Below are 26,024 nucleotides of genomic sequence, written 5' to 3' on the forward strand. Positions count from 1 at the left end.
TCCTAACCCTTGACCGCGCCCGAGGTCAGTCCCTGCACCAGGTATTTCTGGATGAATATGAAGAAGATGCACGACGGGACCAGCGCCAGCACCCCGGCCGCCATCATCTGCCCCCAATCGACCGAGAACTTCGAAACGAAGGTCAGAAGTCCGACCGGAAAGGTCATCGCGTCATTCGAGCGGATCAGCATCAGCGCGAACAGGATCTCGCTCCAGGCCGCGGTGAAGATGAAGCCCAGCGTCGCCCCCAGGCCGGGCAATGTCAGCGGCAGGATCACCTTGCGCAGCGCCTGGAAGCGGCTGCAGCCGTCCATCATGGCGGCGTCCTCGAGGTCTTTCGGGATGCCGTCGAAGAAGGATTGCATCAGGAAGGTCGCGAAGGGGATGTTGAAGGCCGTGTAGACCAGGATCAGGCTCGGCAGCGAATTGAGCAGTCCCAGGGCGGCGACGATCCGGTAGATCGGCGCGATGATCATCAGCAGGGGGAACATCTGCGTCAGCAGCAGCAGGGCGACGAGGATCCGTTTGCCGGAGAACTCGAACCGCGAGAAGGCATAGCCCCCCGCGGCCGCGATCAATGTGGTGACCGCAGCCGTGGAGAGCGAGACGAACAGGCTGTTCCGGAAGAAGATCAGGAAATCGGTCTGGAAGATCACCTTGCCGAAATTGCCCAGCGTCGCGGTGCTGGGCCACAGCTTGGTCCCTTCGGTATAGACCAGCTGGTCGGGCGTGACCGAGATTTTCACCAGCCAGTAGATCGGGAACAGCGCGAAGCACAGGTAGAACAGGATGGCGCACAGCTTGCCGAAGCTGCGCAGGGGCGATCGTCTGACTTGCACCGACATCGGGTCAGACCTTCACGAACTTGCGACGCAGGGCCAGCACCAGGGCCGCGTAGATGAACAGCAGGCCGAGCAGCGCGACGGCGATCGTCGAGGCATAGCCGAAGTCCAGCTTCTTGAACGCGGTGGTGAAGACATAGGTCGACAGGATTTGCGTGGAATTGGCCGGTCCGCCGGCGGTCATGATGAAGATCAGATCGGCGAAATTGGCGATCCAGATCGTTCGCAGCATCACCGTGATGGCGATCATCGGGGCCAGGAACGGCAGGGTGATCTTGGTGAAACTCTGCCAGGCGGTCGCGCCGTCGATCTCGGCCGCCTCGTAGAGCTCGGAGGGGATGGATTGCAGCGCCGCCAGAAGGGTGATCGCGAAGAAGGGGACGCCATACCAGATGTTTGCGGTGATCGGGCCCCAGATCGCCAGTTCGGGGTCGCCAAGGATATTGTAGGGTTCCGACAGCGCACCGACGGCGGCCAGCCAGTGCGGCAGCGGGCCGATCACCGGATTGAACAGCCAGGCCCAGATCAGCGCGGTCAGGAAGGTCGGCACCGCCCAGGGCAGGAAGACCAGCGCCTGAAACACGCGCCGCCCGGGGAACCGGGTGTTCAGCAGCAGCGCCAGCCCGAGGCCCAGGGTGAACTGGAAGAACACCGAGCCGAATGTCCAGACAAGCGTGTTTTCGAGGGCGAGCCAGAATTTCCGGTCGGCCCAGAGATCGGCGTAGTTCGACAGACCGGCCCAGCCGCCCTTGTCGAGATGAAGAAGATTGACGGTTTGAAAGGAATAGGAGATCCCCACGATCAGGGGAAACAGCATGACCAGCGCGATCAGAAGGATCGCCGGGGTCAGGTAGAGATAGGGCTCGACCAGATATCGCCAGTAGAGCGAAGTGCGCGCCCGGGTTCCCCCGGGCGCCTTGTTGGTGAACGTCGTCACTGCTTGGCTTTCCAGTTGCCGTAAGCATCCGTCAGCAGTTCGGCCCATTCATCGGCCAGGCTCTGCGCGGTGCGCTGGCCAAGCAAGCCTTCCTGGGCGGTGTCCTTCAGCACCGTCGAGGTGAAATAGCCCCATTCCTCAAGATAGGTCGGCATGACGGTGGGAATGTAGTTCGGGCTGTTCAGCTCTTCGAACCAGCCCTTGAACTGGTCGGTCTTGAAGAAGGGGTCCTGATCGGCGCCGGTGTGGATCGGAATGACACCGACGCGCTTGCTCCAGGCCGCGTTGGACTCGGGCGAGGACAGATAGGCCACCAGCTTCCACGAGTCGTCGGCGTATTTGGTCGTGTTGAAGATCGACCAGCCGGCATAGCCAATGGTCGGGAAGGCCTTGCCCGCGGGCCCGACCGGCATCGGCATGACGCCAAAGTCCTCGGCCGGCATCCGGTCGGCAATCGCGATCAGCGCGTCGGGGTCCTGGTCCAGGAAGGCACAGGTGCCCGAGTAGAAGCCCGCGACGATCTCGTTGAAGCCCCAGTTGACCGAGTCCTTCGGCGCATAGCCCTTCTGGTACATGTCCAGCAGGAACTGGATGCCGGCGACCGAGCCCGGCTCGTTGATCCGGCTCTTGCCGTCGGCGGTGAAGAACTCGTTGGTCCCGTTCATGGTGGCGGCCATCATGATCCAGCCGTTGGTCCCGCCGGGCCCGCCGCGAAGGCAGTAACCATATTTGCCGTCAAGCTTCGAAACGGCTGCCGAGGCGGCCATGAAGTCGTCCATGGTCTTCGGAAGTTCGGTGACGCCGGCTTCGGCGAGCAGCTTCTTGTTGTAGAACATGGCCCGCAGGTAGAAGCCGTAGGGGATCATGGTCATCTTGCCGTTGGCAAGCTTGCCCATGGCCACGGTCTTCTCGGTCAGCGTCGTGCCGTGATCCCAGGTGGCGATGCGGTCATCCAGCGGCACGAGCTTGTCGGCATAGAGCGCGTTCCAGGTGTCGGGCATCTCGATCACGTCGGGAACGTCGCCGCCGGCGATCATTGTCGCCACGGTCTCGAAGGCCTGGCCCCAGGGGACCGAGACGATTTCCACGTCGATGCCCGGATTGGCTTCCTTGAATCCGTCGACGAGATTCTGCAGCACCACGGTGCGTTCGGGGCTGGTGATGACCTCGACCAGTTTCAGGGTCTCGGCCCAGGCCGATGTCCCCATGGACAGCGCAAGCAGGCCCGCGCTCATCAGCATTCGTTTCATCGTTCTCACTCCCTTTGGTTGTCAGATCTTGCTCTTGTCCAGCGCCGACTCCATGTCGGCCCAGAGGTCGTCCGCGCCTTCCAGGCCCAGGCTCAGCCGGACCAGTTGCGGCGAAACGCCGAATTCCTGCATCGAATTGAAGTCGCCGGCCTGCGCCAGGCCGATCCGCGACGGCAGGATCAGGCTTTCGAACCCGCCCCAGCTGACGCCCAGCCGGAAATGCCGAAGCGTGTCGGACAGGCGGGCGACGTCGATCGAGTCGTCGAATTCCACCGACATCAGCCCGGACCTGCCGCCCAGCCCCGGTACCGTGTTGCGCGAGGGCGAATTGACCCGCTTGACGAAGGGCAGGGCCGACAGGCGGTCGACAAAGAGGTCGGCCGTTTCCTGGTGCTGGCGCATCCGCGGCACCAGCGTTCGCAGCCCGCGGATCAGCAGCCAGGCCTCGAACGGGGCCAGCTTGCCGCCGAACAGGGGCAGGGTCAGGTCGCGTAGCCGGGCGATGTGATCCTTCGAGGAGACCACGACCCCGGCCACGGTATCGCTGTGACCGGAAATGTATTTCGACGCCGAGTGGATCACGATGTCGATGCCCAGTTCGATAGGGCGCTGGAACACAGGTGTGGCCCATGAATTGTCGATCATCGTGGTCACGCCATGCCGCCGGGCATGGGCCGCCACCTTGGGCAGGTTCAGCGCCTTGAAGACCACCGAGGTCGGGCTTTCCAGATAGGCGACCTTGACGCCTTTCAACAGCTCGGGATCATCTTCCAGATCGGCGCAGGCGTGATAGTCCGTCTCGATCCCGAAGGGCCGCAGGATGCGCTCCATGAAGCGGTAGGTGTCGGGATAGACATGCTCGACGCAGGCGACCCGGTCCCCGGGTTTCAGATGTGCGAGAAGCGCCGAGGATATCGCCGCCATGCCCGAGGCAAACCCGACGGCCGCCTCGCCGCCCTCGGCCTTGGCCATCATCGCTTCGAAAGCCGCGACCGTCGGGTTCTGCACCCGGGTGTAGAGGGCGCTGTCGCTGTGCCCCGACATGCGGTCCTCGAACTCGGCATAGGAGTCGAAGGTGAACAGCGAAGACTGCACGATGGGCGGCGTCACAGACCCGCCGATGCCGCCATTCACCTCGGACAACAGCGTGGCGAGGTCCGGGCTTCCCTGACCGTCAGGCATCGGAACCGCCCGCGACGCCGACCGTCGCCGCGTCCATGTCCGACATGATCCTCTCCATGATGGTCACCGCTTTCTCCTCTTCGCCTGCGACAATTGCTTCGGCGAGATCCCGGTGGACCGGGATCGTCGCGGCACCCAGTTGAGGCTGACCGAACGGGGCATCGTAGATGTCGTGAAACACACCGTGAATCTGTCGGATGATCTTGCCGAACAGGGGGTTGCCGGTCGCCTCGTGGATCACGGCATGGAACTGCCGGTCGGCGTCGCGCCAATCTTCCCCGGCCTCGTAGACTTCCATCAGCTCATACATCCGTTGCATGATCTTGCGCTTCATGGCCTCGCTGGCATTGCGGGTGGCCAGCCGCACGGCCTCGACCTCCAGCGGGCGGCGGACGGCGATCATGCGTTGCAGGCTGTCGGCCTCGATCTTCACCGTCAGCGGAATGTGCATGGAGCGCGACGACACCTCGGAGACGAGCCAGGTACCGGCGCCCTTGTTGCGCTCGATGATGCCGAGGCTTTCCCATTGCCGTAGCGCCTCGCGCACCGTGGAGCGGCTGAGCCCGAATTCCCGCGCCAGGGCGATTTCCGGTGGCAGCCGGTCCCCGACGCCAAGGCCTTCCCGTTCGACGAACTCGGCCAGCAGCCGCATCACCTCGCGCGGTTTGCGCGACGGTTGCGAAGGGGCGGGCGGCGTCCGTTCTGGCATGCGGTCCTGCTGGCGATGGTCAGCGTCGAATCAATCGACATTCCACGAGGTTATACATTGTCAGACATAAACTCAATTATGTCTGACATAAATCGGCCGCCCCATCGAGCCGATGGCGGAAAGGGGGCTCCGGGCATCGGAACGCGGGGCTGCCATGTCCGGCAGATTGATGATGGGATAGGGATGTGGCCGCAGGCGCGACGTTCTATTCGGTCCGGGCGAACCCGGCCTTGACCCGGCGCAGCGGGATCGAGCTTTCCATCGAGGCAATCCCCCGAACCCGGCTCATCCGGCCGACCAGGAATTCCTCGTATTCCCGAAGCCCCTCGGTCGCGATCCTCAGCAGATAGTCGCGGTTTCCGGTCATGAGCCAGCAATCGACCACTTCGGGAAACTCTGCGATGGCCGCTTCGAACCGGGCCAGGGCTTCATCGACCTGCCGGTCGAGCTTGATCGAGACAAAGACAGACACGCCGAAGCCCAGCGACGCCTCGTCGATCAGCGCCGAATAGCCGCTGATGACACCGGAGTCTTCCAGCCGCCGGACCCTGCGCGAGACCGGCGTCGGGCTGAGACCGACGGTTTCGCTCAACTCCTGGAGCGAAATCCGGCCGTTGTCCCGAAGGGCCTTCACGATTCGTCTATCGAACTCGTCAATCTTGGGGGATTTCACCAAAAATAATCCATGTCATGGCTGTATTCTGCGTAACTCTGTCGTCTGAGGGGTGAAATGGCAAGCCAGGCCGCCGCCATTCCGGCTAGAGTCGCGCGGCAGAGAGTCGGAGCAGGCAATGACCGGAACGTCGAGAACGAACCCCCATCTGAAGACCATCGAGCAGCGGCTGCTGTGGCTGTCGCACTGGATGATCCACAACGCGAACCACATCCGGCCCAAGGTGGACGGGATCAAGGTCGGCGGTCACCAGGCTTCGTCGGCGTCGATGGTCTCGATCATGACCGCGCTCTACTTTTCGGCCTTGCGGCCCGAGGACCGGGTGGCGGTCAAGCCGCATGCCTCGCCGATCTTTCATGCGATGCACTACCTGATGGGCAATCTGAGCCGCGAGAAGATGGAGAATTTTCGCGGCTTCGGCGGCGTGCAGTCCTATCCCTCGCGGACCAAGGACTTCGACGATGTCGATTTCTCGACCGGTTCGGTCGGGCTTGGGGTCGCCATCACCTCCTTTGCGTCGCTGGTACAGGACTACATCCGCGCCAAGGACTGGGGCGCAATCACCCCGGGCCGGATGGTGGCGCTCCTGGGCGATGCCGAACTGGACGAGGGCAATGTCTATGAATGTCTCCAGGAGGGCTGGAAACATGATCTCCGCAACGTCTGGTGGGTCGTGGACTACAACAGGCAATCGCTGGACGGGGTGGTGCGCGAAGGGTTGTGGCAGCGGATCGAGAAGGTCTTCGAAGCCTTCGGCTGGGATGTCGTCCGGGTCAAATACGGGGCGTTGCAGAGGGCGGCCTTTGCCGAGCCCGGCGGAGAGGGGCTGCGCAACTGGATCGACGCCTGTCCGAACCAGCTCTATTCGGCGCTGACCTACATGGGCGGCGCGGTTTGGCGGGAGCGATTGATGGAGGAACTGGGCGACCAGGGCGATGTCACCGCACTGCTGGACCGGCGGAGCGACGACGAACTGGCCGAACTGATGGAAAACCTCGGCGGCAATTGCGTGGCCTCGATGGCCGAGGCCTTCGCCTCGGTCGACCACGACCGGCCGACCTGCTTCCTGGCCTATACGATCAAGGGCTGGGGCACGCCGATTGCGGGGCACAAGGACAACCATGGCGGGCTGATGACCAAGGCGCAGATGGCGGCCTGGCAGAAGGACATGGGAATTGCGCCGGGCGAGGAATGGGACCGTTTTGCCGGTGTCGCCGATGCTCCGGCACTCCAGGCCTTTCTTGATTCCGTGCCGTTCTTTTCCGCCGGACCGCGCCGCCATTCCGACGCAAGGCTCGCCGCTCCAGCGATCAGTCAGACCAGCGACCGCGAGGTTTCGACGCAGACGGTCTTCGGCAAGATTCTCGATCAGATCGCCAAGGACGGCGGCCCCCTGGCCGACCGGATCGTCACCGCCTCTCCCGATGTCACCGGCACCACCAGCCTGGGTCCCTGGGTCAACCGGCGCAAGCTGTTCGCACGCAATGCCGTCGAGGATACGTTCCGGGCCGAGAAGATCGCCTCGACCGCGAAATGGGACTTCGCGCCCGACGGCCAGCACATGGAGCTCGGCATTGCCGAGATGAACCTGTTTCTCTGGCTCGGCGCCGCCGGTCTGGCCGAGTCGCTGTTCGGCAAGCGGTTGATCCCGATCGGCACGGTCTATGACCCTTTCGTGTCACGCGGGCTCGATGCGTTGAACTATGCCTGCTACCAGGATGCCCGGTTCATGATCGTCGGCACGCCCTCGGGCGTCACGCTGGCGCCGGAAGGCGGCGCGCATCAGTCGATCGCGGCGCCGCTGATCGGGATGAGTCAGGACGGGCTTGCAGCGTTCGAACCGGCCTTTGCCGACGAGCTGTCGGTGATCATGGAATGGGCCTTCGATTATCTGCAACGGCGCGGAGATGGCCCGGAGGACCCGCGCACCTGGCTGCGCGACCAGACCGGCGGGTCGGTCTATCTGCGGCTTTCGACCAATCCGATCGAGCAGCCCGGCAAGCGTGGCGATCAGGCCTTCCGGCAGGGTGCGATCGACGGAGGCTACTGGCTGCGGCAACCGGGGCCGAATTGCGATGTGGTGCTGGCCTATCAGGGCGTCATCGCGCCCGAGGTGATCCGCGCGGCGGGGGTGATCGCGGATGGCCGGCGCGACGTCGGCGTGCTGGCGGTGACCTCGGCCGACCGGTTGAATGCGGGCTGGACCGCCGCCCAGAGGGCCCGGGCCGCCGGTGTCGCCGGGGCACAGAGCCATGTCGAGCGGCTGCTGGCCGATCTGCCGCCGCATTGCCGGATCGTGACGGCGATCGACGGCCACCCGGCGACGCTGGCCTGGCTGGGTGGCGTGCACGGGCATCGGACGATGTCGCTCGGGGTGGAGCATTTCGGCCAGACCGGCACGATCGGCGATCTCTACCGCCACTTCGGCATCGACGCGGCTAGCATCGTGGCGCGGGTGAGCGAACTCACGGCGGGGCCGAGATTGCGATCCGTCGGGTAGGCAGGGTCCACGCACGAAAAGGCCCCGCTGCGGACGATGCCGCGGCGGGGCCCGTGAGTTGTCGCGATCAGGCCTGCAGGTCGAACCGGTCGGCCATCATCACCTTGGTCCAGGCCGCCGCGAAATCGCGCACGAATTTCTCGGCATTGTCGTCCTGGGCGTAGAACTCGGCATAGGAGCGCAGCACCGAGTTGGAGCCGAAGACCAGGTCCATCCGGGTCGCGGTCCATTTCACCGCATCGCTCTTGCGGTCACGGATCTCGTAGGTTCCATCCGCGACGGGCAGCCATTTGTTGCTCATGTCGGTGAGGTTGACGAAGAAGTCCTGCGTCAGCGCGCCGACTCGGTCGGTGAACACGCCATGCGCCGTGCCGCCATGGTTGGTGCCCATCGCCCGCATCCCGCCGACCAGAACGACCATTTCCGGCGCGGTGAGGCCCATCAGCTGGCAGCGGTCCAGCATCAGTTCCTCGGCGCTGACGACATAGTCCTGCTTCAGCCAGTTGCGGAACCCGTCGGCCAGCGGCTCGAGCGGCGCGAAGGACTCGGCGTCGGTCATCTCGTCGGTGGCATCGCCGCGGCCCGGAGCGAAGGGCAGCTCGATCGGGAAACCTGCGGCCTTGGCCGCCTGCTCGACCCCGAGGTTGCCCGCCAGGACGATCACGTCGGCAATGCTGGCGCCGCTTTCGGCCGCGATCGGCTCCAGCACCGCCAGCACCCGGGCCAGGCGTTCGGGCTCGTTGCCCACCCAGTCCTTCTGCGGTGCCAGGCGGATGCGGGCGCCATTGGCGCCACCGCGCATGTCCGAACCGCGATAGGTGCGGGCGCTGTCCCAGGCGGTCGCGACCATGTCGGCCAGCGACAGCCCGGAATCGGCGATCCGCGCCTTGACCGCAGCCACGTCATAGCCGGTCGGACCCTTCGGCACCGGATCCTGCCAGATCAGATCCTCCTGCGGCACTTCCGGCCCGATATAGCGGGTCTTCGGCCCCAGGTCGCGATGCGTCAGCTTGAACCAGGCACGGGCGAAACAGTCCTCGAAATAGGCCGGGTCGGCCATGAACTTCTCGCAGATGGCGCGATAGGTCGGGTCCATCTTCAAGGCCATGTCGGCGTCGGTCATCATCGGGTTGTGGCGCTTCGTGGGGTCGCTGGCATCCAGCGGCTTGTCCTCTTCGCGGATATCAACCGGCTCCCACTGGTTGGCGCCCGCCGGGGATTTGGCCAGCTTCCATTCGTGGTTGAAGAGCATGTCGAAGAAGCCCATGTCGAACACCGTCGGATGCGTCGTCCAGGCGCCTTCCAGGCCCGAGGTGACGGCCCGCGCCGCCAAGCCGTTCTGCGCCGGGTTGGCCCAGCCGAGGCCCTGCATCTCGACATCAGCGCCTTCCGGCTCGGGGCCGAGCAGCGCGGCATCGCCGTTGCCATGGGTCTTGCCGACGGTATGGCCGCCGGCGGTCAGCGCAGCGGTCTCTTCGTCGTTCATCGCCATCCGCGCGAAGGTCTCGCGCATCTGCGCCGCGGTCTTCAGCGGGTCGGGGTTGCCGTTGACGCCTTCGGGGTTCACGTAGATCAGCCCCATCTGGACGGCGGCCAGCGGGTTTTCCATCGTGTCGGGCTTGTCGACGTCAGCGTAGCGATTGTCCGAAGGGGCCAGCCATTCCTTCTCGGAACCCCAGTAGACATCCTTCTCGGGGGCCCAGATGTCTTCGCGACCGTAGGCAAAGCCATAGGTCTTCAGCCCCATTGTCTCATAGGCGACATTGCCGGCCAGGATGATCAGGTCGGCCCAGCTCAGCTTGTTGCCGTATTTCTTCTTGATCGGCCAGAGCAGCCTCCGGGCCTTGTCCAGGTTGCCGTTGTCCGGCCAGGAGTTCAGCGGCGCAAAGCGCTGGTTGCCGGTGCTGGCGCCGCCGCGACCGTCGGCGATCCGGTAGGTGCCGGCCGCGTGCCAGGCCATGCGGATCATCAGGCCGCCATAGTGGCCCCAGTCCGCCGGCCACCAGTCCTGGCTTTCGGTCATCAGGGCTGCGAGATCGGCCTTGACCGCGGCGTGGTCGAGCGTCTTCACCGCCGCGCGATAGTCGAAGTCCTTGTCCAGCGGATTCGTCTTTGTGTCGTGCTGGTGCAGGATGTCCAGGTTCAGCGACTTCGGCCACCAGTTGAGCACCGAGGTGCCTGCCTCGGTCATCGCGCCATGCACCACCGGGCATTTGCCGGTCGGAATATCGTTGCCATCCATCGGGAGTCTCCTAGCTGTGCCTGTCTTGCCGAACGCCCGGCCGCGCGGTGCGCCGAGTCCTGTCGGCGTGCCGGTCATTCGGCGCCCCGCCACGGTTGCGGGATCGGCCCTGTCCGGGCGAATCCGCTTGGTGGCGTCGGCGTCTTTCTAGCACCCTTCGCGATGAATTCGACTTCAATCTTCTGATGATTACGATAGTCTTAGGTTATGAACGGTCTTACCCTGCGACATCTTCGTTATTTCATCGCGCTGGCCCGGCACCGGCATTTCGGCCGTGCCGCCCAGGCCTGTTCGGTCTCGCAACCGGCGCTGTCCGTGCAGATCAAGGAACTGGAAGCGCTGTTCGGCGCGACGCTCATCGAACGCTCGGCACGGCAGACCCGGCTGACCCCCTTGGGCGAGGAACTGGAGGTTCGGGCCAGCGATATCCTGCGCGCCGTCGATGAACTGGGCGATCTTGCCCGCGCGGCGCAGGATCCCTTTGCCGGGCGGCTCCGGATCGGCGTCATCCCGACCATCGCGCCCTATCTGCTGCCCCAGCTGATCGCGGCCATCGGGGCCGGCTTTCCCCGGCTCGACATCCGCCCGCGCGAAACCGTGACCCAGACCCTGATCCATGAACTGAACGAGGGCCGGCTGGACGCCGCGGTGATGGCATTGCCGGTCTCGGAACCGGCGCTGCACGAGGAAGACCTGTTCGCCGAGGATTTCGTCCTGGTCCGCCCCCGCGCCGATGCCGGGAAGCCGGTGCCCGATGCCGAGGCCCTTCGCGAAATGCGGCTGCTGCTGCTGGAAGAGGGGCACTGCTTTCGTGATCAGGCCCTGTCGTTCTGCAATCTCGGCTCGCCGCCGCCGCGCGACATGATGGAAGGCAGTTCGCTTTCGACCCTGGTGCAGATGGTCGGGGCCGGCATCGGGGTCACCCTGATCCCCGAGATGGCGGTGGAGATCGAGACACGCTCGGCGCCGGTCTCGATCGCCCGGCTGGCGGCGCCGCCGCCACGGCGTCGGGTCGGCATGGTCTGGCGCAAGAGTTCTTCGCTGGCAGACTCGCTGACCGAGATCGTCGCCCGTCTGCGACCGATCCTGGGCAACAGACAGGCGGGGCAGGGGCGCAGCGGCGCCGGTTCGGACGGCTAGCCCGGCGTCCGGCCCCGGGCGAAGGTTCGTCGCCCGAACAGCACAAATGGTCAGGAATTGATGCGGGGCCGGCAGCCGCCGGGGCACGCATGGCCGCGATGCCGAAACGGCAATTCGGCGGCCGATCTCGCTTGACAGCCCTTCGGGGCTGGAACATCCTTTGTTGTGGAGTATATGACCTAATAAGGGAATAGCAGCAATGTCAAAGCCTCTCAGCCTCGCCCTCGCCTTCATCATGGGAAGCACGGCACTGTCGCCTGTTCTCGCCGAGGATGTCGTCAATGTCGCAATCATCGGCGAGCCCGACACCCTCGATCCGATGGTTTCTACCAAGGACATCGTCTCGATCGTCACCCAGCACATCGTCGAAACGCTCTATACCTTCGACGAGAACTGGGCGGTGGCGCCGCTGCTGGCGAAGGACATGCCGACGATCTCGGCGGACGGGAAGGTCTATGACATTCCGCTGCGGACCGGGATCACCTTCCAGGACGGCTCGAGCCTGGATTCGGCCGATGTCGTCGCCTCGCTGGAGCGTTGGCTGAAGGTTGCCAGCCGCGGCAAGACCGTCGCCGACAAGGTGCAGAGCGTCGAGGCCAACGGCCCGGACGCGATCCGCATCACCATGTCCGAGCCCTACGCGCCGCTACTGTCGCTGCTGGCCTTCTCGAACTCGGCGGCGGCGATCTATCCCGAAGAGATCGTCAAGGACGCCGGCGACACGTTGCCGAAAGTCGTGGGCACCGGCCCCTACGAGGTTGCCGAGCATGTGCCCGACCAATATCTGCAGTTGGTGAAATTCGACGGCTTCGTGCCGCGCGAGGATCCGGCCAGCGGCTGGGCCGGCAAGCGCGGGCAGGTGCCCGGCGAAATCCGCTTCGTGCCGGTTCCCGATCCGAACACGCGGGTCGAGGGGCTGCTGTCGGGTCAGTTCGATTTCGCCGACGGACTGCCGGCCGAAAGCTATGACCGGATCGCGGCAAGCGATGTCGCCGAGCCGCTGCTGCTGCAGCCCTTCGGCTGGCCGGTCTGGGCGATCAACCACAAGGACGGCCTGCTGACCGACCTGAAGATCCGGCAGGCGCTTCAGGCGGCGCTGCCCTTCGACGACATGCTGTTCGCGGCCTTCGGCGATGACAAGTTCTTCAAGACCGATGGCGCGATGTATCCGGAAGGCTGGGCCTACTACACCGATGCCGGCACCGAACTCTACAACCAGAACGACCCGGCCAAGGCGAAGGCGCTGCTCGAGGAGGCCGGATACGATGGCACCCCGCTGCGCATCCTGACCTCGCGCCAGTACGAGTTCCACTACAAGATGGCCGAAGTCGCGAAACAGGCGCTGGAGGCGGCGGGCTTCACCGTCCAGATGGACGTTGTCGACTGGGCAACCCTTGGTCAGCGGCGCAACGACCCGGCGCTGTGGGACATCTACATCACCCACTCGCCCTTCCTGCCGGAGCCGGCGCTGACCGACATGTGGTTCCCGACCTCGCGGATCGGCTGGAACGACCCGGTCGAGGTCGAACTGGGCAAGCAGTTCACCACCGAGACCGATCCGGCCAAGCGGAAGGAAATCTTCGCCAAGATGCAGGCCGAGAACTACAAGGATGTCGGCTTCATCAAGGTGGGCAACTTCAACGCGCTGGAGGGTCAGGCGAAGGCGCTGAAGGGCGTCGAGCCCTCGCCCTGGCCGTTCTTCTGGAACGCTTCGAAAGAGTGATCCCTTCGGCGGGGCCGCCCGGCCCCGCCATCCCCCTGCGGTCGGACAAGCATGAAGCTATACATCCTCAAGCGCCTTGTCGGCATGGTCGTGGTGGTGTTCCTCGTGCTCACCATCGCCTTCGTCATCGTGCGGCTGGCGCCCGGCGATCCGGCGGCGCTGATGCTGGGGCCGGATGCCACCCCTGCCGATGCCGCCGAACTGCGCGCCCGGCTGGGCCTCGACCGGCCGATCCCGGTGCAGTATCTGACCTTCATCGTCAATGCGCTGCAGGGCGATCTTGGCCAGTCGTTGTTCTTCAACCGCCCGGTGCTGTCGGTGCTGGCCGAGCGTGTCGAGCCGACGGCCTTCCTCGCTTTGTTCTCGCTGGCCATCTCGGTGGTGATCGCGCTGCCGCTTGGCATCTTCGTCGCTTACCGGCGCGGCTCGTTCCTGGATCAGTCGGCGGTCTCGGTGGCGATGCTGGCGGCTTCGGTCCCCAGTTTCTGGACCGGCCTCGTGCTGCAACGCTATCTGGCCACCGACCTCGGCTGGTTCCCGGCCTCGGGCTATGGCGGGCCGGATGCCACGTTCCTTGACCGGATGGGCTATCTGATGCTGCCCTCGATCGTGCTGGGGATCGTCAATTCCGCGCTGATCCTGCGTTTCACCCGGGCCTCGATGCTGGATGTGCTGGGCGAGGATTACATCCGCACCGCGCGCTCGAAAGGCATGACCGAGGGCCGGGTCGTCCTGCGCCACGCGATGAAGAACGCCGCGATTCCGATCGTCACCGTGGTCGGGCTGACCTTCGCGCTGCTGGTCTCGGGCGCTGTGGTGACAGAGAGGGTCTTCAACATTCCCGGCATGGGCAATCTGGTGGTCGGCGCGGTCCTGCGCCGCGACTACCCGGTGATCCAGGGCACGCTGGTGGTCGTCGCCACGCTCTACATCCTGATCAATCTCGCGGTGGACCTGCTCTACCTCGTCATCGACAAACGGGTCCGCTACTGATGGCCGCTGCAAGCATCTCTGACGACCCGGGCCTGCTGCGGACGCTGGCCGAGCGCCGGTCGGTGCTGATCGCGATGCTGGTCTTCGGACTGATCCTCGCCGCCGCGATCCTGGCGCCGCTGATCGCCCCGGCCGATCCGGCGAAGATGGCGGTCCGGGCGCGCCTGTCGCCGCCGTTCGGGGACTACCTGCTGGGCGCCGACGCATTTGGCCGGGATGTCGCGTCGCGTTTGCTCTATGCCGGGCGCGTCTCGCTGCTAATCGGGGTCGGGACCGCCCTGGTCGCGACGGTGGCGGGCATTGCGATCGGGCTTCTGGCCGGCTTCTTCAGCCGTCTCGATGCGCCGCTGAGCCGGCTGATCGATGCGATGATGGCCTTTCCCGACATCCTGCTGGCGATTTCGCTGGTCGCCATTTTCGGCGGCTCGATTGCCAATGTCATCCTGGCGCTTTCGATCGTCTATACGCCCCGCATCGCCCGCATCGTCCGTGCCGCGACCCTGGTGATCCGCGAACTGCCCTTCGTCGAGGCGGCCCGGGCGCTCGGCACCGGCAACCTCTCGATCATGACCCTGCACATCCTGCCGAACATCGTGTCGCCGGTGACCGTGCAGGCCACCTTCATCTTCGCCTATGCGATGCTGGCCGAGGCCGGTCTGTCCTTTCTGGGCGTCGGAGTCGATCCCTCGATTCCGACCTGGGGCACGATGGTCAACGAGGGGCGTCAGTATATCGACCAGGCGGCGTTCCTGATCTTCTTTCCCGGCATCGCCGTTTCGGTGGCGGTGCTCAGCCTGCAACTGATCGGCGACGGGCTGCGCGATGCGCTGGACCCACGCCTTGCCAAGGAGCTCTGACATGGCGCTGACCCTGACCAACTACCGCGCCATCGGTCTGGACGGCGGATCGTCCGAAATCCACGTCGGGGACGATGGGCTTGTCTGCGCGTCGGCGCCTCCCGGCGCCCGGGTGGTGGACTGCGGCGGCGCCTTCCTGTCGTCCGGCTGGTGCGATCTGCATGTCCATGTCTGGCACGGCGGTACCGATATCTCGATCCGCGCCGCCGAGGCGGGGCGCGGCACCGGGGTGACGGCCATGGCCGACGCCGGTTCGGCCGGGGAGGCCAGTTTCCACGGGTTGCGGGAATATGTGATCGACCCGGCGGCCGAGACCGTGCGGGCCTTCCTCAACATCGGCTCGATCGGGCTGGTCGCCTGCAATCGGGTGCCGGAGCTGATCGACCTGCGCTCGATCGACGTGGACCGGACGCTGGCGGTGATCGAGGCGAACCGCGACGTGATCTGCGGCGTCAAGGTCCGGGCCTCGGGGGTGATCGTCGGCGACTGGGGGATCACGCCCGCCAAGATCGCCAAGCGGGTGGCAGAGATCGCCGGCCTGCCGCTGATGGTCCATGTCGGAGAGCCGCCACCGCTGCTGGACGAGGTCTTCGACATCCTGACCCCGGGCGACATCGTCACCCATTGCTTCAACGGCAAGAAGGCCGGGTCGATCGCGGATACCAGCGCGCTCTGGGCGCAGGCCAGGCGGCTTGCCGACGAGGGCGTGCGGATGGACATCGGCCACGGCGCGGCGTCGTTCGACTTCGGCGTCGCGCGGCGGGCCATCGAGGAGGGGCTGAAGCCCTGGTCGATCTCGACCGATCTGCATCTGCGCAACATCCGCGGGCCGGTCTATGACATGGCGCTGACCGCCTCCAAGCTGCTGGCCGTGGGTCTGAGCCTCGATGACTGCATTCCTGCCATCTCCGTGCGGCCGAGAAGCGTGCTGGGCCTGTCGGGGGCCGAGGGGCTGACGCCGGGCGTCAAGGCCGACTTCACCGTCTTCGACCTGGTCGATGGCGAATATGACGCCGTTGACAGTCTCGGCGGGCATCTGCGGCTCGACCGGCTGCTGGAGCCGCGGATGACCGTCCTCGGCTCCGATGTCGCGCCCGCCGCGCGGCGTCTCGAATGAGCGCGGGGCCGATCCTCTCGGTCGAAGGCCTGCGCGTGGCCTTCCGCAGCCGCCGCGGCGCGGTCACGGCCCTGCGCGATGTCAGCTTCACGCTGGAGGCCGGGCGCACCCTGGCGCTGGTCGGCGAGTCCGGTTCGGGCAAGTCGGTGACGTCGCTGGCGATCCTCGGGCTCTTGCCGCGCAACGGCGATATCACTGCCGGTCGGCTGGCCTATCGCGCCCGCGACGGTCGTGAGCTCGATCTTGCCCGGCTGCCGCAGTCCGAGTTCCGTGCCATTCGCGGCCGCGAGATCTCGATGATCTTTCAGGAGCCGATGTCGTCGCTGAACCCGCTGTTCACCATTGGCGACCAGATCGGCGAAATGCTGTTGCTGCACGAAGGGCTGGACGGCGCGGCGCGGCGCAAGCGGGTGATCGAGATGCTGGAGATGGTCGAGATCCCGGCCCCGGCCCGGCGCATCGATTCCTATCCGCACGAGATGTCCGGCGGGATGCGGCAGCGGGTGATGATCGCGCTGGCGCTGATCTGTGCGCCGCAGCTTCTGATCGCCGATGAGCCGACGACGGCGCTGGATGTGACGGTGCAGGCGCAGATCCTCGACCTGATGCGGCGGCTCCAGCGCGAAATGGGGATGTCGATCCTCTTCGTCACCCATGACATGGGCGTGGTCGCGGAAATGGCCGACGATGTTGCGGTGATGTATGCCGGTGCGGTGATCGAGCAGGCCCCGGTGGCCGATCTCTTTGCCCGGCCGTCGCATCCCTATACCCGCGGCCTTCTCGCCTCGATCCCGCGACCCGACCGGCCCGAAGGTGAACGGCTGGTGGCGATTGCCGGATCGGTGCCGCCGCTGGGCAGTCTGCCGTCCGGCTGTGCCTTCGCGCCGCGCTGCCCGCTGGCGACCCCGGCCTGCGCCGAACCGGTGGGCCTGCGCGACATCCACCCCGGCCATCGCGTCGCCTGCATCCGCGCCGAGGAGGTGCTTGCCGATGCCTGAGCCGCTTCTGTCCCTGCGTGGCCTGTCCAAGCATTTCGAGACCCCGCGCGGCACGGTCCGCGCGGTCGAGGATGTGTCGCTGGACATCGCCCGCGGCTCGATCACCGGGCTGGTGGGCGAAAGCGGGTCGGGCAAGACCACGCTGGGCCGGACGGTCCTGCGGCTGATCGAACCGACCGCGGGCACGATCCTGTTCGACGGAACCGAGCTGACCGGGCTGGGGCAGCACGAGATGCTGGCGATGCGCCGGCGCATGCAGATCATCTTCCAGGACCCGGTCTCGTCGCTGAACCCGCGGTTGAAGGTCGGCACGATCATTGCCGAAGGGCTGCGTGCGCACCGGATGGGCGCGCGCGCCGAGCGTCGCGACCGGGTGGCGGCGCTGCTCGAAGAGGTCGGCTTGCAGGCCGAGGCGATGGACCGCTACCCGCACGAGTTCTCCGGCGGTCAGCGCCAACGGATCGGCATCGCCCGGGCGCTGGCGGTCGAGCCGGAGTTCATCGTCGCGGACGAAAGCGTCTCGGCACTGGACGTGTCGATCCAGGCCCAGATCCTGAACCTGCTTCTGGACCTGCGCGAGAAGCGCAACCTTACCATGCTGTTCATCGCCCATGATCTCAGCGTGGTCGAGTATCTCTGCGACCGGATCGCGGTGATGTATCTGGGCCGGATCGTCGAGACCGGCCCGGCGAGGCCGCTCTCGCGGGAGCCGGTGCATCCCTATACCCGTGCGCTCCTGTCGGCGGTGCCACAGCCCGACCCGAAGGTCGAGCGTGACCGGCAGATCCTCCAGGGCACCGTGCCGAGTCCGCTGGACCCGCCCTCGGGCTGCGTCTTCCGGACCCGTTGCCCGCGCGCCCTTCCCGCCTGTGCCGAGGCGGTCCCGCCGCCCAGCATCCCAGGCCCCGACCGCATCGTTCATTGCATCAATCCATGATCCAGGCCCATGACAACAGATAGTCCAGACCGACCAGAAGCCCGACTGCTGCAAGCAGGCATCGTCCTGCCGAGCCTGCCTCCGACCCCGATCGGGTCCTTCACCAATGTCCGGGAGGCCGGCGGGCTGGTCTATGTATCGGGGCAGGGGCCCGTGGCGGCCGATGGCAGCCTCTGCCGCGGCAAGGTCGGGGATGACGTGACCGCCGAACAGGCGCGCGGACATGCCGAACTCGTGGCGGGCAACATACTGGCGGCGCTGAAGGCGCAATTCGGCAGCCTTGACCGGTTAGCCGGGGTGGTGAAACTGCTGGGGCTGGTCAATGCCACCCCGGACTTTGACCGCCATTCTTTCGTGATCGACGGCGCCTCGGACCTGTTTGCGGGCATTTTCGGCTCGTCAGGCATTCATGCTCGGTCGTCCTTCGGTGTCTCCAGCCTGCCGAACCGGATCACGGTCGAGATCGAGGGGATATTCGAGCTTGCAACCTGACGGTCCATTAGCGCCCGAGCGATCGCTCGACGGCCGAGGCGGCCTCCTGCACCGCCCGGGCCAGCTCGTCCCGGCGTTCGCCGGCCTTGCGGTCGGGCAGCACGATCGAGATCGTCGCGACGCAGGCGCCGGTCTCGTCGCGGATCGGGGCGGCGATGCAGGCGACCGAGAATTCCGAGGCGTTGAACTGCACCGCCAGCCGGGCCTCGAAATCGGCGCGGGCCTGCGCCGCAAGGATGTCGGGATCGGTCTCGGCCATGCCGGTATGCGAAGGGCGGGCGGTGGCGGCGAAGGCGTCGCGGCGCTCGTCATCGTCCAGATGGCCCAGAAGCAGGCGCCCCGACGCGGTCCAGTTCAGTGGCACACGCGTGCCGACATTCGAGGTGACGCGAAAGTGGCCCTCGCCCTCTTCCATCCCGATCACCAGCATCATCCCGTCGTCGCGGGCGCATATCTGCACGGTTTCGCCGGTGGCCTCGACCAGTCGCTGCATCTCGTGCCGGGCCAGGCTGAAGATATCCATTCGCGCCCGGTATATCAGCCCGTAGCGCATCAGCCGCGGTCCGAGCCAGACCGAGTTGTTCGGCCCGCGCGACAGCATGTCCCGTTCGATCAGCTCATCGACGATCCGGTAGATCGTCGAGACCGGGGCGCCGGCGGACTTGGCAAGGTCATAGGTGCTCATCGGCACCTGGCGCTCGGCCAGGATGTCCATCACCTGGAGGGTCCGGTCGATGCCGCTGGTTCGGCTGCGGGGAACGTCGTTCATCTGGCTCGGCCTCCTGGGTTGTTCCACAGTAAGGGAATAACCCGGTGGGTCAAGAGCGCATCAGCTGGCGAGGTCCATCGACAAGTTCCGGGCGCGGTCGAGAAGCTTCTTCCGAAGCTGCGTCACCGTGCTGTCCGCGGTGTTGATCGGCAGAACGAAGCAGAGCGTCGCGGCCACCGAGCGGTCACTGTCGCGGATCGGCACCGCCAGGCATTTCGTCACCGCATCGACCAGCCCCGTCGTCACGCAGAAGCCCCGCTCTGCCGCCTCGGCGATCTCGGCATGGAAGATCTCGCGGTTGATCCGGCGGCCGTCGGGAAGCGTCAGATCCTCGTCCTGGACCAGTCGGTCCACTTCCGGCCGCGCGAGGCCGGACAACAGCAGGCGGCCCGAGGCGGTCCAGGGCAGCGGAATCTGCAGCCCGACCGCCGAGGATATCCGGAACGGCCGGGCTCCGGGGCACATGTGGATGATGGCATAGCGGCCCTCGTGCAACATGCACAGTTCCGTGGTCTCGCCGGTTTCCGCGGCCAGTTCGTCCACCGCACGCCGTCCCTGCCGCAACAGGGCGTTCTCGCGCATGTAGTCCATGCCCCAGAGATAATGCTTGCGGCCGAAATAGACCCGGCCGTCTCCGGCATTGGCATCAAGCAGCCCGCAGTCGGACAAGGTCCGGACCAGGCTGTAGATCGTCGACCGTGGCGCCCCGAGACCGCGTGCGATGTCCCCCGGAGAGGCCGGGCGGCCATGGGCATGCAGGAAATCCAGAATCTGCACCGCGCGCGACAGACCGGCCTCGCGCCGCGGACCGGAGTCATTCGATGCAGGAGAATCTTGCATTCGTGCCGCCTTTCGTTACGCTGTCCTTAGTAACGGATAACTGTCCACTATAATGGACGACCCTATACCCCACCAACAGGAGAAAGCAAGATGACTGCAGACAGAAGAGACTTCCTGAGACTTGGTGCCGTCGGGATGGCAGCCGCCGGCCTGAGCGGCGGTGGCCTTGTGCTGTCCGCCAGCGAAGCCGCCGCGCAATCCGCCGAAGGCAGCCGCCTTCGCACCGTTCTCGACCGTGGCAAGGTGATCGTCGGGACCGGCTCGACCAATGCGCCCTGGCACTTCGAGGACGAAGCGGGCAAGCTGGTCGGCATGGACGTGACCATGGGTCATATCCTCGCCAAGGCGCTGTTCGACGACGAGAATGCGGTCGAATTCGTGCTGCAGGACCCGGCGCAGCGGATTCCGAACGTCAACACCGGCAAGGTCGATATCGTCGTCCAGTTCATGACGATGAGCGGCCAGCGGGCGCAGCTCGTCAACTTCTCCCGCCCCTACTATGTCGAAGGCGTGGCGCTGATCTCGACCCCCGGCACCGACAACAACGACTTCTCCAAGCTGCTGGCGGCCGGTTCGGGCGCGACGGTGGCGATCCTGCAGAACGTCGGCGCCGAGGAAAGCGTGCATGAGGTGCTGCCGGAAGCCAAGGTGATGCAGCTCGACACCCAGGCGAACGTCCTGCAGGCGGTCGACTCGAAGCGGGCCGATGCGGCCGTGGTCGATCTGTCCACGGTCAAGTGGCTGGTCGCCCGGAACCCGGATCGCTACTACGATTCCGGCAAGCAATGGCACACGCAGCTCTACGGCGCGGCGCTGAAGCAGGGCGACCTGGACTGGCTGCACTTCGTCAACTCGGCCTTCACCATCGCGATGTTCGGGCATGAGACCGCGCTCTATGACGAGGCGTTCAAGAAGTTCTTCGGTGCCACCCCGCCGGCGCGGGTGCCGGGCTTCCCGACGATCTGATCGAAAACGGCGCGGCGGGGCCCGTCTCCGCCGCGCCACCAGCGGGATCACGCAATGGGCTACGACCTTCATTTCAATGTCATCTGGCGCAACTGGGACAAGCTCTGGGGCGGGCTGCTGCTCAGCCTCGAACTGGCGGTCCTTTCGATCGGTATCGGCATCGTCATCGGCCTGACGCTGGCGGTCGCGCATGTCTCGGGCAACCGCTGGGTGCGCGGCGCCATCGCGACCTATGTCGAGGCAATCCGCAACGTGCCGCTGATCCTTCTGGTCTATCTGGTCTTCTACGGCCTGCCGCAGGCGGTCGATATCCGATATGGCGCCACCACCTCTTTCGTCGCGACGCTGTCGATCTATGCCGGCGCCTATCTGGTCGAGGTGTTCCGTTCGGGCCTGGAGGCGATCCCGCAGGGTCAGCTGGACGCCGGGCGCGCGATCGGGCTGACGCCGTGGCAGCGTTTCGCCCATGTCCGATTGCCGGCCATGACGCGGATCACCCTGCCGGCGCTGTCGAACACCTTCATCTCGCTCTTCAAGGATACTTCCGTCGCCTCGGTCATCGCGGTGCCGGAGCTGACCTGGGGCGCACAGTGGATCAACCTCAACACCTTCCGCATCGTCGAGGCCTATCTGATCGCGACCGCGATGTACCTGGTCACCGGCTATGTCCTGCTGTTCCTGCTGAGACGTCTCGAACGGCGCTTCCGGATTGCCCGCCATGCTTGATGCCATGCTCTATGCACTGCCCTTCCTGATGGAGGGGCTCTGGGTGACGATCGAGGTCTCGTTCCTGACCGTGTCGATCTCGCTGGCGGTCGGGGTGGTCCTTGGCGTTGCGCTGATCTACGGGCCGCTGCCGCTGCGGCTTCTGGTGCGGCTGTTCTCGGACACGATCCGCGGGATCCCGATCCTGGTCCTGATCTTCTTCGTCTACTACGGCTTTCCGGCGATCGGCATCGACCTGGCCTCGTTCTGGGCCGCGGTCACGGCGCTCACGCTGTTCAAGACCGCGCAGGTGATCGAATATGTCCGCGGCGCGGTGCAGTCGATCCCGCAGGGCCAGACCGAGGCGGCGATGGCGATCGGCCTGACCTTTCGCGAGCGGCTGACCAATGTGATCTTCCCGCAGGCGATGCGCCGTTTCCTGCCCCCCTGGATCAACGGGGTCACCGATGCGGTGAAGGGCTCGGCGCTGGTCTCGCTGCTGGGCGTCACCGACATGATGTATTCGATCAACCAGGTGATCGGCCGCACCTACGAGGCGCTGCCGCTCTACATCCTCGGTGCCGCGATCTATTTCATCATCAACTATTCGCTGTCGGCGCTGTCGCGCCGGCTGGAACGCCGCTTCTCCTTTGTACAGGCCTAGATCATGACCGAACCACTTCTTGCGATCCGGGATCTCAGCAAGTCCTTCGGCACCGTCCAGGTGCTGAAGTCGATCGACCTTTCCGTGAACCGGGGCGAGGTGGTCAGCGTGATCGGCCCTTCGGGCAGCGGCAAGACCACGCTGCTGCGCTGCGTCAACTTTCTGGAAAGCTATGACGGCGGCTCGATTACCATCGACGGGGTCGAGGTCGGCTATGACGAGGGTCGCAAGCCGCGCGGCGAGCGCGCACTGGCAAGGATGCGGGCCGAGACCGGGATGGTGTTCCAGTCGTTCAACCTGTTTCCGCATCTCACCGCCGCGGGGAACGTGATGCTGGGGCTGATCAAGGTGCGGGGCAAGTCGAAGGCCGAAGCGCATGAGATCGCCCTGCACTGGCTCGACCGGGTCGGGCTGTCGCACCGGGCCGATGCGCTTCCGGCCGAGCTTTCCGGTGGCCAGCAGCAGCGCGTCGGGATTGCCCGCGCCGTGGCGATGGAGCCGAAGATCCTGCTGCTGGACGAGATCACCTCGGCGCTCGACCCGGAACTGGTGGGCGAGGTGCTGGAGGTCGTGCGCGGCCTGGCGGCCGAGGGCATGACCATGCTCATGGTCACCCACGAGATTGCCTTTGCCCGGGACGCCTCCTCGCGGATCGTGTTCATGGATGCCGGCACGGTCGCCGCCGAAGGTCCGCCCGCCGAGTTCCTGGCGACCGCCGACGATCACCCCCGCCTTTCCGCCTTCCTCGCCCGTTTCCGGGCCTCGCACTTCTGACAGGACGTTCCCCCATGGCTCAGCCGCATCAACACAACTCCGACATCCGCAGCCGCCTCGGTCTCCGGCAGGTGGTCAACGCCTCGGGCACCATGACCTTCCTTGGTGCATCGATCATCGTCCCCGAGGCGATCCAGGCGATGTCCGAGATCGCGCCGGAATGGATCGAGATGGACGACCTCCAGCGCAAGGCCAGCGCCACCGTGGCCCGGCTGACCGGCGCCGAGGCCGGGTTCGTCACCGCGTGCTGCGCGGCGGGGATCTCGATGGCGATTGCCGGGGCGATGACCGGCACCGACCTGCTGGCGATCGAGCGCCTGCCGGACGACACGACCGGGCTGAAGGACGAGGTGATCCTGCAGGTCGGGCATTTCGTCAACTACGGCGCCCCGATCGATCAGTCGATCCGGGTCGCCGGGGGCAAGGTGGTTCTGGCCGGTACCGTCAGTTCGGTCCAGCCGCATCACGTCGCCAACGCGATCACCGATAAGACCGCGGCGCTTCTCTATGTCGTCACCCATCACGCGGCTCTCTACGGGATGCTGTCGCTCGAGGAGGTCTGCGAGATCTGCCATGCAAAGGGCGTTCCGGTGATCGTGGACGCGGCCTCGGAATACGATCTGAAGGGCTTCCTGGCCCGCGGCGCCGATGTCGTCATCTACTCGGGGCACAAGTTCCTGTCGGGGCCGACATCGGGGCTGGTCGCGGGCCGCAAGGACCTGGTCCGGGCCGCCTATCTGCAGAACCGGGGCATCGGCCGGGCGATGAAGGTCGGCAAGGAGACAATCGCCGGCGCCATGGCCGCGCTGGACGCCTGGGAAAAACGCGACCATGCGGGCATCCGCGCACGCGAGCAGGCGGCGCTGGACCTCTGGCTCGAGACTGCCAACGGGCTGAAAGGGCTGAAGGCGCGGATCGTTCCGGATCCGACCAACAACCCGCTGGACCGGCTGGAAGTCACCGTGCTGCCCGAAAGCGGCTATACGGCGGTCGGCCTGGCCCGGACCATGGCGGCGGGGGAGCCGCCGGTCATCGTGCGCGACCACGAGGCCGAACTGGGGCATTTCTATCTGGACCCCTGCAACCTGCATCCGGGCGAGGCCGAAGTCGTCAGCCAGGCGTTGCGCGACGCCCTGACGTCCGAGACCCGGCCCGAGGGCGCCATGGCCACGACCAGGAAGAATCCGGCCGCGGCCCTTAGCTGGCCTGACTGACCCGCCCGGCGAGGCCCGCGACGGCCGGCTTCCGGCCGTTCGGCCCGGGGCCCGAATGTCCCGGGCGGCGCCGCCGGGAAAGTTTGCGGCGGCGCAATGACGAGTCCTTTGCGATGGCGCATTCTGCGGGGTGACGAATCATGCCCAGGCCCGCGCCGGGGCTGAAAGGATTTCGCATGGCTGAACGCTCCACATATTCCGGTCCGGCCCTGTTCAGCTACGGCTTCAGGCCCTTCTTTCTGGCGGCGACGCTCTTCGGGCTCGGCGTGATCCCGGTCTGGCTGATGGTCTGGCAGGGGCGGATCGAGCTTGGCGGCCCCTTCGCACCGGTGGACTGGCATATCCACGAGATGATCTTCGGTTATGCGGCGGCGGTGATCGCCGGGTTCCTGTTCACCGCGGTGCCGAACTGGACCGGGCGGATGCCGACCCGCGGCTGGCCGCTGGTGGTGCTGGTGACGCTCTGGGTTGCCGGCCGGGTGGCTGTCGCGGGCCTGCTGCCGATCGGGCCGGTCGGTGTCGCGGTTGCGGATTGCGCCTTTCTGCTGGCCATAGCGGCAATGATCCTGATCGAGATCGTGGCGGGCCGGAACTGGCGCAACCTCAAGGTCGTGGTGCCGGTCAGTCTTCTGGCTGCCGCCAACCTGACCTATCATCTCGAGGCGATGACCCGGGGCAGTGCCGATTTCGGGCGGCGCGGCAGCATAGCGGTCGTCGTCTTTCTGATCACCCTGATCGGGGGCCGGATCATCCCCAGCTTCACCCGCAACTGGCTGGCGCAGCGCCGCGCAAAGCGGATGCCGGTACCCTTCAACCGGTTCGACGGGCTGTGCATCGGCTCGGGCGTGCTGGCGCTGGCTGCCTGGGCGGCGGCGCCCGAGAGCTTGGCCGCGGCCGGGCTGTTGACGGTTGCGGGTCTGTTGCATCTGCTGCGGTTGGGGCGCTGGCGCGGGGGCGCGACCTGGCGTTCGCCGCTGCTCCTGATGCTGCATGTCGCCTATCTCTTCGTGCCTCTGGGCATGATTGCCGCCGCTTGTGCCGCGGTCGGATGGGTCGGACCGGCGGTCGGGGTGCATCTGCTGGGGATCGGCGCGATCGGCGGGATGACCATCGCCGTGATGATGCGGGCGACGCGGGGCCATACCGGGCGTGCCCTGGTTGCGGGCCCGGTGCTGTCGGCGGCCTTCGCCATCGTCGGCGCCGCGGCCATCGTGCGGGCGCTGCTGCCCGACATCACCATGGCCGGGCTCGATGGCGTCACCATTGCCGCGACGCTCTGGACCACCGGTTACGCCCTGCTCGCGCTGCGGCTCGTGCCCTGGCTTGCCCGTCCGTCCGTTGCCAGACGGCAGGCGAACCGGCCTGCCTGACCCGGTCCGGCGGCCGCTTACCCCTTTTCCGGGCAGCCCGAAACAGCCTTCGCGGCCTTCCCTCGCGCACAAAATCCGGCGCTCTGGGACGAGTTTGCTTTGGCACAACGTCGCATGCCACGGGACGTCC

General features: G+C 66.0%; 24 protein-coding genes. 15 read left to right on the forward strand and 9 right to left on the reverse strand.

The window, feature by feature from the left end:
- Positions 1-2 precede the first annotated feature (2 nt).
- The 6 genes from NUW50_RS17430 to NUW50_RS17455 all read right to left on the reverse strand — a co-directional run bounded on the left by NUW50_RS17430 (position 3) and on the right by NUW50_RS17455 (position 5,578).
- Positions 3-845, reverse strand: a complete 843-nt coding sequence (locus NUW50_RS17430) for a carbohydrate ABC transporter permease (RefSeq protein ID WP_258290438.1) — start codon at positions 843-845, stop codon at positions 3-5.
- A 4-nt stretch (positions 846-849) separates the two neighbouring features.
- The gene (locus NUW50_RS17435; RefSeq protein WP_258290439.1) at positions 850-1,779 is read right to left on the reverse strand and encodes a carbohydrate ABC transporter permease; all 930 of its coding nucleotides are present in this window, start codon (positions 1,777-1,779) and stop codon (positions 850-852) included.
- Positions 1,776-3,029, reverse strand: a complete 1,254-nt coding sequence (locus NUW50_RS17440; protein WP_258290440.1) for an ABC transporter substrate-binding protein — start codon at positions 3,027-3,029, stop codon at positions 1,776-1,778. Before NUW50_RS17440 ends, NUW50_RS17435 begins: the two co-directional genes overlap by 4 nt.
- Positions 3,030-3,050: 21 nt before the next feature.
- Positions 3,051-4,211: an aminotransferase class I/II-fold pyridoxal phosphate-dependent enzyme gene (locus tag NUW50_RS17445; RefSeq protein WP_258290441.1), complete on the reverse strand. Its 1,161-nt coding sequence runs from the start codon at positions 4,209-4,211 to the stop codon at positions 3,051-3,053.
- Complete coding sequence (locus NUW50_RS17450; RefSeq protein WP_258290442.1) at positions 4,204-4,863, reverse strand: FadR/GntR family transcriptional regulator; 660 nt, start codon at positions 4,861-4,863, stop codon at positions 4,204-4,206. Before NUW50_RS17450 ends, NUW50_RS17445 begins: the two co-directional genes overlap by 8 nt.
- A gap of 262 nt (positions 4,864-5,125) precedes the next feature.
- Positions 5,126-5,578, reverse strand: a complete 453-nt coding sequence (locus NUW50_RS17455; RefSeq protein ID WP_258290625.1) for an Lrp/AsnC family transcriptional regulator — start codon at positions 5,576-5,578, stop codon at positions 5,126-5,128.
- Positions 5,579-5,711: 133 nt separating this feature from the next.
- On the opposite strand from NUW50_RS17455, the gene NUW50_RS17460 reads away from it, so the two are divergent.
- Positions 5,712-8,093, forward strand: a complete 2,382-nt coding sequence (locus tag NUW50_RS17460; RefSeq protein ID WP_258290443.1) for a 1-deoxy-D-xylulose-5-phosphate synthase N-terminal domain-containing protein — start codon at positions 5,712-5,714, stop codon at positions 8,091-8,093.
- Positions 8,094-8,160: 67 nt separating this feature from the next.
- Here NUW50_RS17460 and katG read toward each other — a convergent pair whose 3' ends face one another.
- Entirely contained in the window at positions 8,161-10,335 is a 2,175-nt protein-coding gene (gene katG, locus NUW50_RS17465) for a catalase/peroxidase HPI (RefSeq protein WP_258290445.1), read from the reverse strand.
- A 207-nt stretch (positions 10,336-10,542) separates the two neighbouring features.
- On the opposite strand from katG, the gene NUW50_RS17470 reads away from it, so the two are divergent.
- From NUW50_RS17470 to NUW50_RS17505, 8 genes are all read left to right on the forward strand, one after another.
- Positions 10,543-11,475 (forward strand): hydrogen peroxide-inducible genes activator, encoded by a 933-nt coding sequence (locus NUW50_RS17470; protein ID WP_258290447.1) that lies wholly within the window; start codon positions 10,543-10,545, stop codon positions 11,473-11,475.
- A gap of 199 nt (positions 11,476-11,674) precedes the next feature.
- Entirely contained in the window at positions 11,675-13,198 is a 1,524-nt protein-coding gene (locus NUW50_RS17475) for an ABC transporter substrate-binding protein (RefSeq protein ID WP_258290448.1), read from the forward strand.
- Between the two features lie 51 nt (positions 13,199-13,249).
- Positions 13,250-14,191 carry an ABC transporter permease gene (locus NUW50_RS17480; RefSeq protein WP_258290449.1) on the forward strand — a complete coding sequence of 314 codons (942 nt, stop codon included), beginning with the start codon at positions 13,250-13,252 and terminating at the stop codon, positions 14,189-14,191.
- Positions 14,191-15,048, forward strand: a complete 858-nt coding sequence (locus tag NUW50_RS17485; protein ID WP_258290450.1) for an ABC transporter permease — start codon at positions 14,191-14,193, stop codon at positions 15,046-15,048. Before NUW50_RS17480 ends, NUW50_RS17485 begins: the two co-directional genes overlap by 1 nt.
- A 1-nt stretch (position 15,049) precedes the next feature.
- Complete coding sequence (locus tag NUW50_RS17490) at positions 15,050-16,165, forward strand: amidohydrolase/deacetylase family metallohydrolase (protein ID WP_258290451.1); 1,116 nt, start codon at positions 15,050-15,052, stop codon at positions 16,163-16,165.
- A complete protein-coding gene (locus NUW50_RS17495; protein WP_258290452.1) occupies positions 16,162-17,163 on the forward strand; it encodes an ABC transporter ATP-binding protein in 1,002 nt (333 codons plus the stop codon). The genes NUW50_RS17490 and NUW50_RS17495 overlap by 4 nt, the downstream gene beginning before the upstream one ends.
- Entirely contained in the window at positions 17,156-18,100 is a 945-nt protein-coding gene (locus NUW50_RS17500; RefSeq protein ID WP_258290453.1) for an ABC transporter ATP-binding protein, read from the forward strand. Before NUW50_RS17495 ends, NUW50_RS17500 begins: the two co-directional genes overlap by 8 nt.
- Positions 18,101-18,109: 9 nt before the next feature.
- Complete coding sequence (locus NUW50_RS17505) at positions 18,110-18,592, forward strand: RidA family protein (RefSeq protein ID WP_258290454.1); 483 nt, start codon at positions 18,110-18,112, stop codon at positions 18,590-18,592.
- Positions 18,593-18,599: 7 nt separating this feature from the next.
- On the opposite strand, the gene NUW50_RS17510 is transcribed toward NUW50_RS17505, so the two are convergent.
- Both NUW50_RS17510 and NUW50_RS17515 read right to left on the reverse strand, forming a co-directional pair.
- Complete coding sequence (locus tag NUW50_RS17510) at positions 18,600-19,361, reverse strand: IclR family transcriptional regulator (RefSeq protein WP_258290455.1); 762 nt, start codon at positions 19,359-19,361, stop codon at positions 18,600-18,602.
- A 60-nt stretch (positions 19,362-19,421) separates the two neighbouring features.
- Positions 19,422-20,201, reverse strand: coding sequence for an IclR family transcriptional regulator (locus NUW50_RS17515; RefSeq protein WP_258290456.1), 780 nt, complete (start codon positions 20,199-20,201; stop codon positions 19,422-19,424).
- 90 nt (positions 20,202-20,291) lie between these two features.
- Here NUW50_RS17515 and NUW50_RS17520 point away from each other — a divergent pair, with 90 nt between their 5' ends.
- The 6 genes from NUW50_RS17520 to NUW50_RS17545 all read left to right on the forward strand — a co-directional run bounded on the left by NUW50_RS17520 (position 20,292) and on the right by NUW50_RS17545 (position 25,894).
- A complete protein-coding gene (locus NUW50_RS17520; protein WP_258290457.1) occupies positions 20,292-21,167 on the forward strand; it encodes a transporter substrate-binding domain-containing protein in 876 nt (291 codons plus the stop codon).
- 54 nt (positions 21,168-21,221) lie between these two features.
- Complete coding sequence (locus NUW50_RS17525; RefSeq protein WP_258290458.1) at positions 21,222-21,893, forward strand: amino acid ABC transporter permease; 672 nt, start codon at positions 21,222-21,224, stop codon at positions 21,891-21,893.
- On the forward strand, positions 21,886-22,536 hold the full coding sequence (locus tag NUW50_RS17530) for an amino acid ABC transporter permease (RefSeq protein ID WP_258290459.1): 651 nt from the start codon (positions 21,886-21,888) through the stop codon (positions 22,534-22,536). Before NUW50_RS17525 ends, NUW50_RS17530 begins: the two co-directional genes overlap by 8 nt.
- A gap of 3 nt (positions 22,537-22,539) precedes the next feature.
- Positions 22,540-23,310, forward strand: coding sequence for an amino acid ABC transporter ATP-binding protein (locus NUW50_RS17535; protein ID WP_258290460.1), 771 nt, complete (start codon positions 22,540-22,542; stop codon positions 23,308-23,310).
- A 14-nt stretch (positions 23,311-23,324) separates the two neighbouring features.
- On the forward strand, positions 23,325-24,524 hold the full coding sequence (locus tag NUW50_RS17540) for an aminotransferase class V-fold PLP-dependent enzyme (RefSeq protein WP_258290461.1): 1,200 nt from the start codon (positions 23,325-23,327) through the stop codon (positions 24,522-24,524).
- 176 nt (positions 24,525-24,700) lie between these two features.
- The gene (locus tag NUW50_RS17545; protein WP_258290462.1) at positions 24,701-25,894 is read left to right on the forward strand and encodes an NnrS family protein; all 1,194 of its coding nucleotides are present in this window, start codon (positions 24,701-24,703) and stop codon (positions 25,892-25,894) included.
- Positions 25,895-26,024: the final 130 nt, after the last annotated feature.

Source organism: Frigidibacter sp. ROC022 (assembly GCF_024723735.1).
Classification (GTDB): Bacteria; Pseudomonadota; Alphaproteobacteria; order Rhodobacterales; family Rhodobacteraceae; genus SLM-1.

Bases quoted from the DNA above. Each gene is read 5' to 3' on its own strand.
- NUW50_RS17530 (WP_258290459.1), top strand. From the start codon at position 21,886: ATGCTTGATGCCATGCTCTATGCACTGCCCTTCCTGATGGAGGGGCTC.
- NUW50_RS17525 (WP_258290458.1), top strand. From the start codon at position 21,222: ATGGGCTACGACCTTCATTTCAATGTCATCTGGCGCAACTGGGACAAG.
- NUW50_RS17460 (WP_258290443.1), top strand. From the start codon at position 5,712: ATGACCGGAACGTCGAGAACGAACCCCCATCTGAAGACCATCGAGCAG.
- NUW50_RS17495 (WP_258290452.1), top strand. From the start codon at position 16,162: ATGAGCGCGGGGCCGATCCTCTCGGTCGAAGGCCTGCGCGTGGCCTTC.
- NUW50_RS17535 (WP_258290460.1), top strand. From the start codon at position 22,540: ATGACCGAACCACTTCTTGCGATCCGGGATCTCAGCAAGTCCTTCGGC.
- NUW50_RS17440 (WP_258290440.1), bottom strand. From the start codon at position 3,029: ATGAAACGAATGCTGATGAGCGCGGGCCTGCTTGCGCTGTCCATGGGG.
- NUW50_RS17540 (WP_258290461.1), top strand. From the start codon at position 23,325: ATGGCTCAGCCGCATCAACACAACTCCGACATCCGCAGCCGCCTCGGT.
- NUW50_RS17445 (WP_258290441.1), bottom strand. From the start codon at position 4,211: ATGCCTGACGGTCAGGGAAGCCCGGACCTCGCCACGCTGTTGTCCGAG.
- NUW50_RS17545 (WP_258290462.1), top strand. From the start codon at position 24,701: ATGGCTGAACGCTCCACATATTCCGGTCCGGCCCTGTTCAGCTACGGC.
- NUW50_RS17470 (WP_258290447.1), top strand. From the start codon at position 10,543: ATGAACGGTCTTACCCTGCGACATCTTCGTTATTTCATCGCGCTGGCC.
- NUW50_RS17430 (WP_258290438.1), bottom strand. From the start codon at position 845: ATGTCGGTGCAAGTCAGACGATCGCCCCTGCGCAGCTTCGGCAAGCTG.
- NUW50_RS17505 (WP_258290454.1), top strand. From the start codon at position 18,110: ATGACAACAGATAGTCCAGACCGACCAGAAGCCCGACTGCTGCAAGCA.
- NUW50_RS17485 (WP_258290450.1), top strand. From the start codon at position 14,191: ATGGCCGCTGCAAGCATCTCTGACGACCCGGGCCTGCTGCGGACGCTG.
- NUW50_RS17475 (WP_258290448.1), top strand. From the start codon at position 11,675: ATGTCAAAGCCTCTCAGCCTCGCCCTCGCCTTCATCATGGGAAGCACG.
- NUW50_RS17510 (WP_258290455.1), bottom strand. From the start codon at position 19,361: ATGAACGACGTTCCCCGCAGCCGAACCAGCGGCATCGACCGGACCCTC.
- NUW50_RS17515 (WP_258290456.1), bottom strand. From the start codon at position 20,201: ATGCAAGATTCTCCTGCATCGAATGACTCCGGTCCGCGGCGCGAGGCC.
- NUW50_RS17500 (WP_258290453.1), top strand. From the start codon at position 17,156: ATGCCTGAGCCGCTTCTGTCCCTGCGTGGCCTGTCCAAGCATTTCGAG.
- NUW50_RS17490 (WP_258290451.1), top strand. From the start codon at position 15,050: ATGGCGCTGACCCTGACCAACTACCGCGCCATCGGTCTGGACGGCGGA.
- NUW50_RS17480 (WP_258290449.1), top strand. From the start codon at position 13,250: ATGAAGCTATACATCCTCAAGCGCCTTGTCGGCATGGTCGTGGTGGTG.
- NUW50_RS17520 (WP_258290457.1), top strand. From the start codon at position 20,292: ATGACTGCAGACAGAAGAGACTTCCTGAGACTTGGTGCCGTCGGGATG.
- katG (WP_258290445.1), bottom strand. From the start codon at position 10,335: ATGGATGGCAACGATATTCCGACCGGCAAATGCCCGGTGGTGCATGGC.
- NUW50_RS17450 (WP_258290442.1), bottom strand. From the start codon at position 4,863: ATGCGGCTGCTGGCCGAGTTCGTCGAACGGGAAGGCCTTGGCGTCGGG.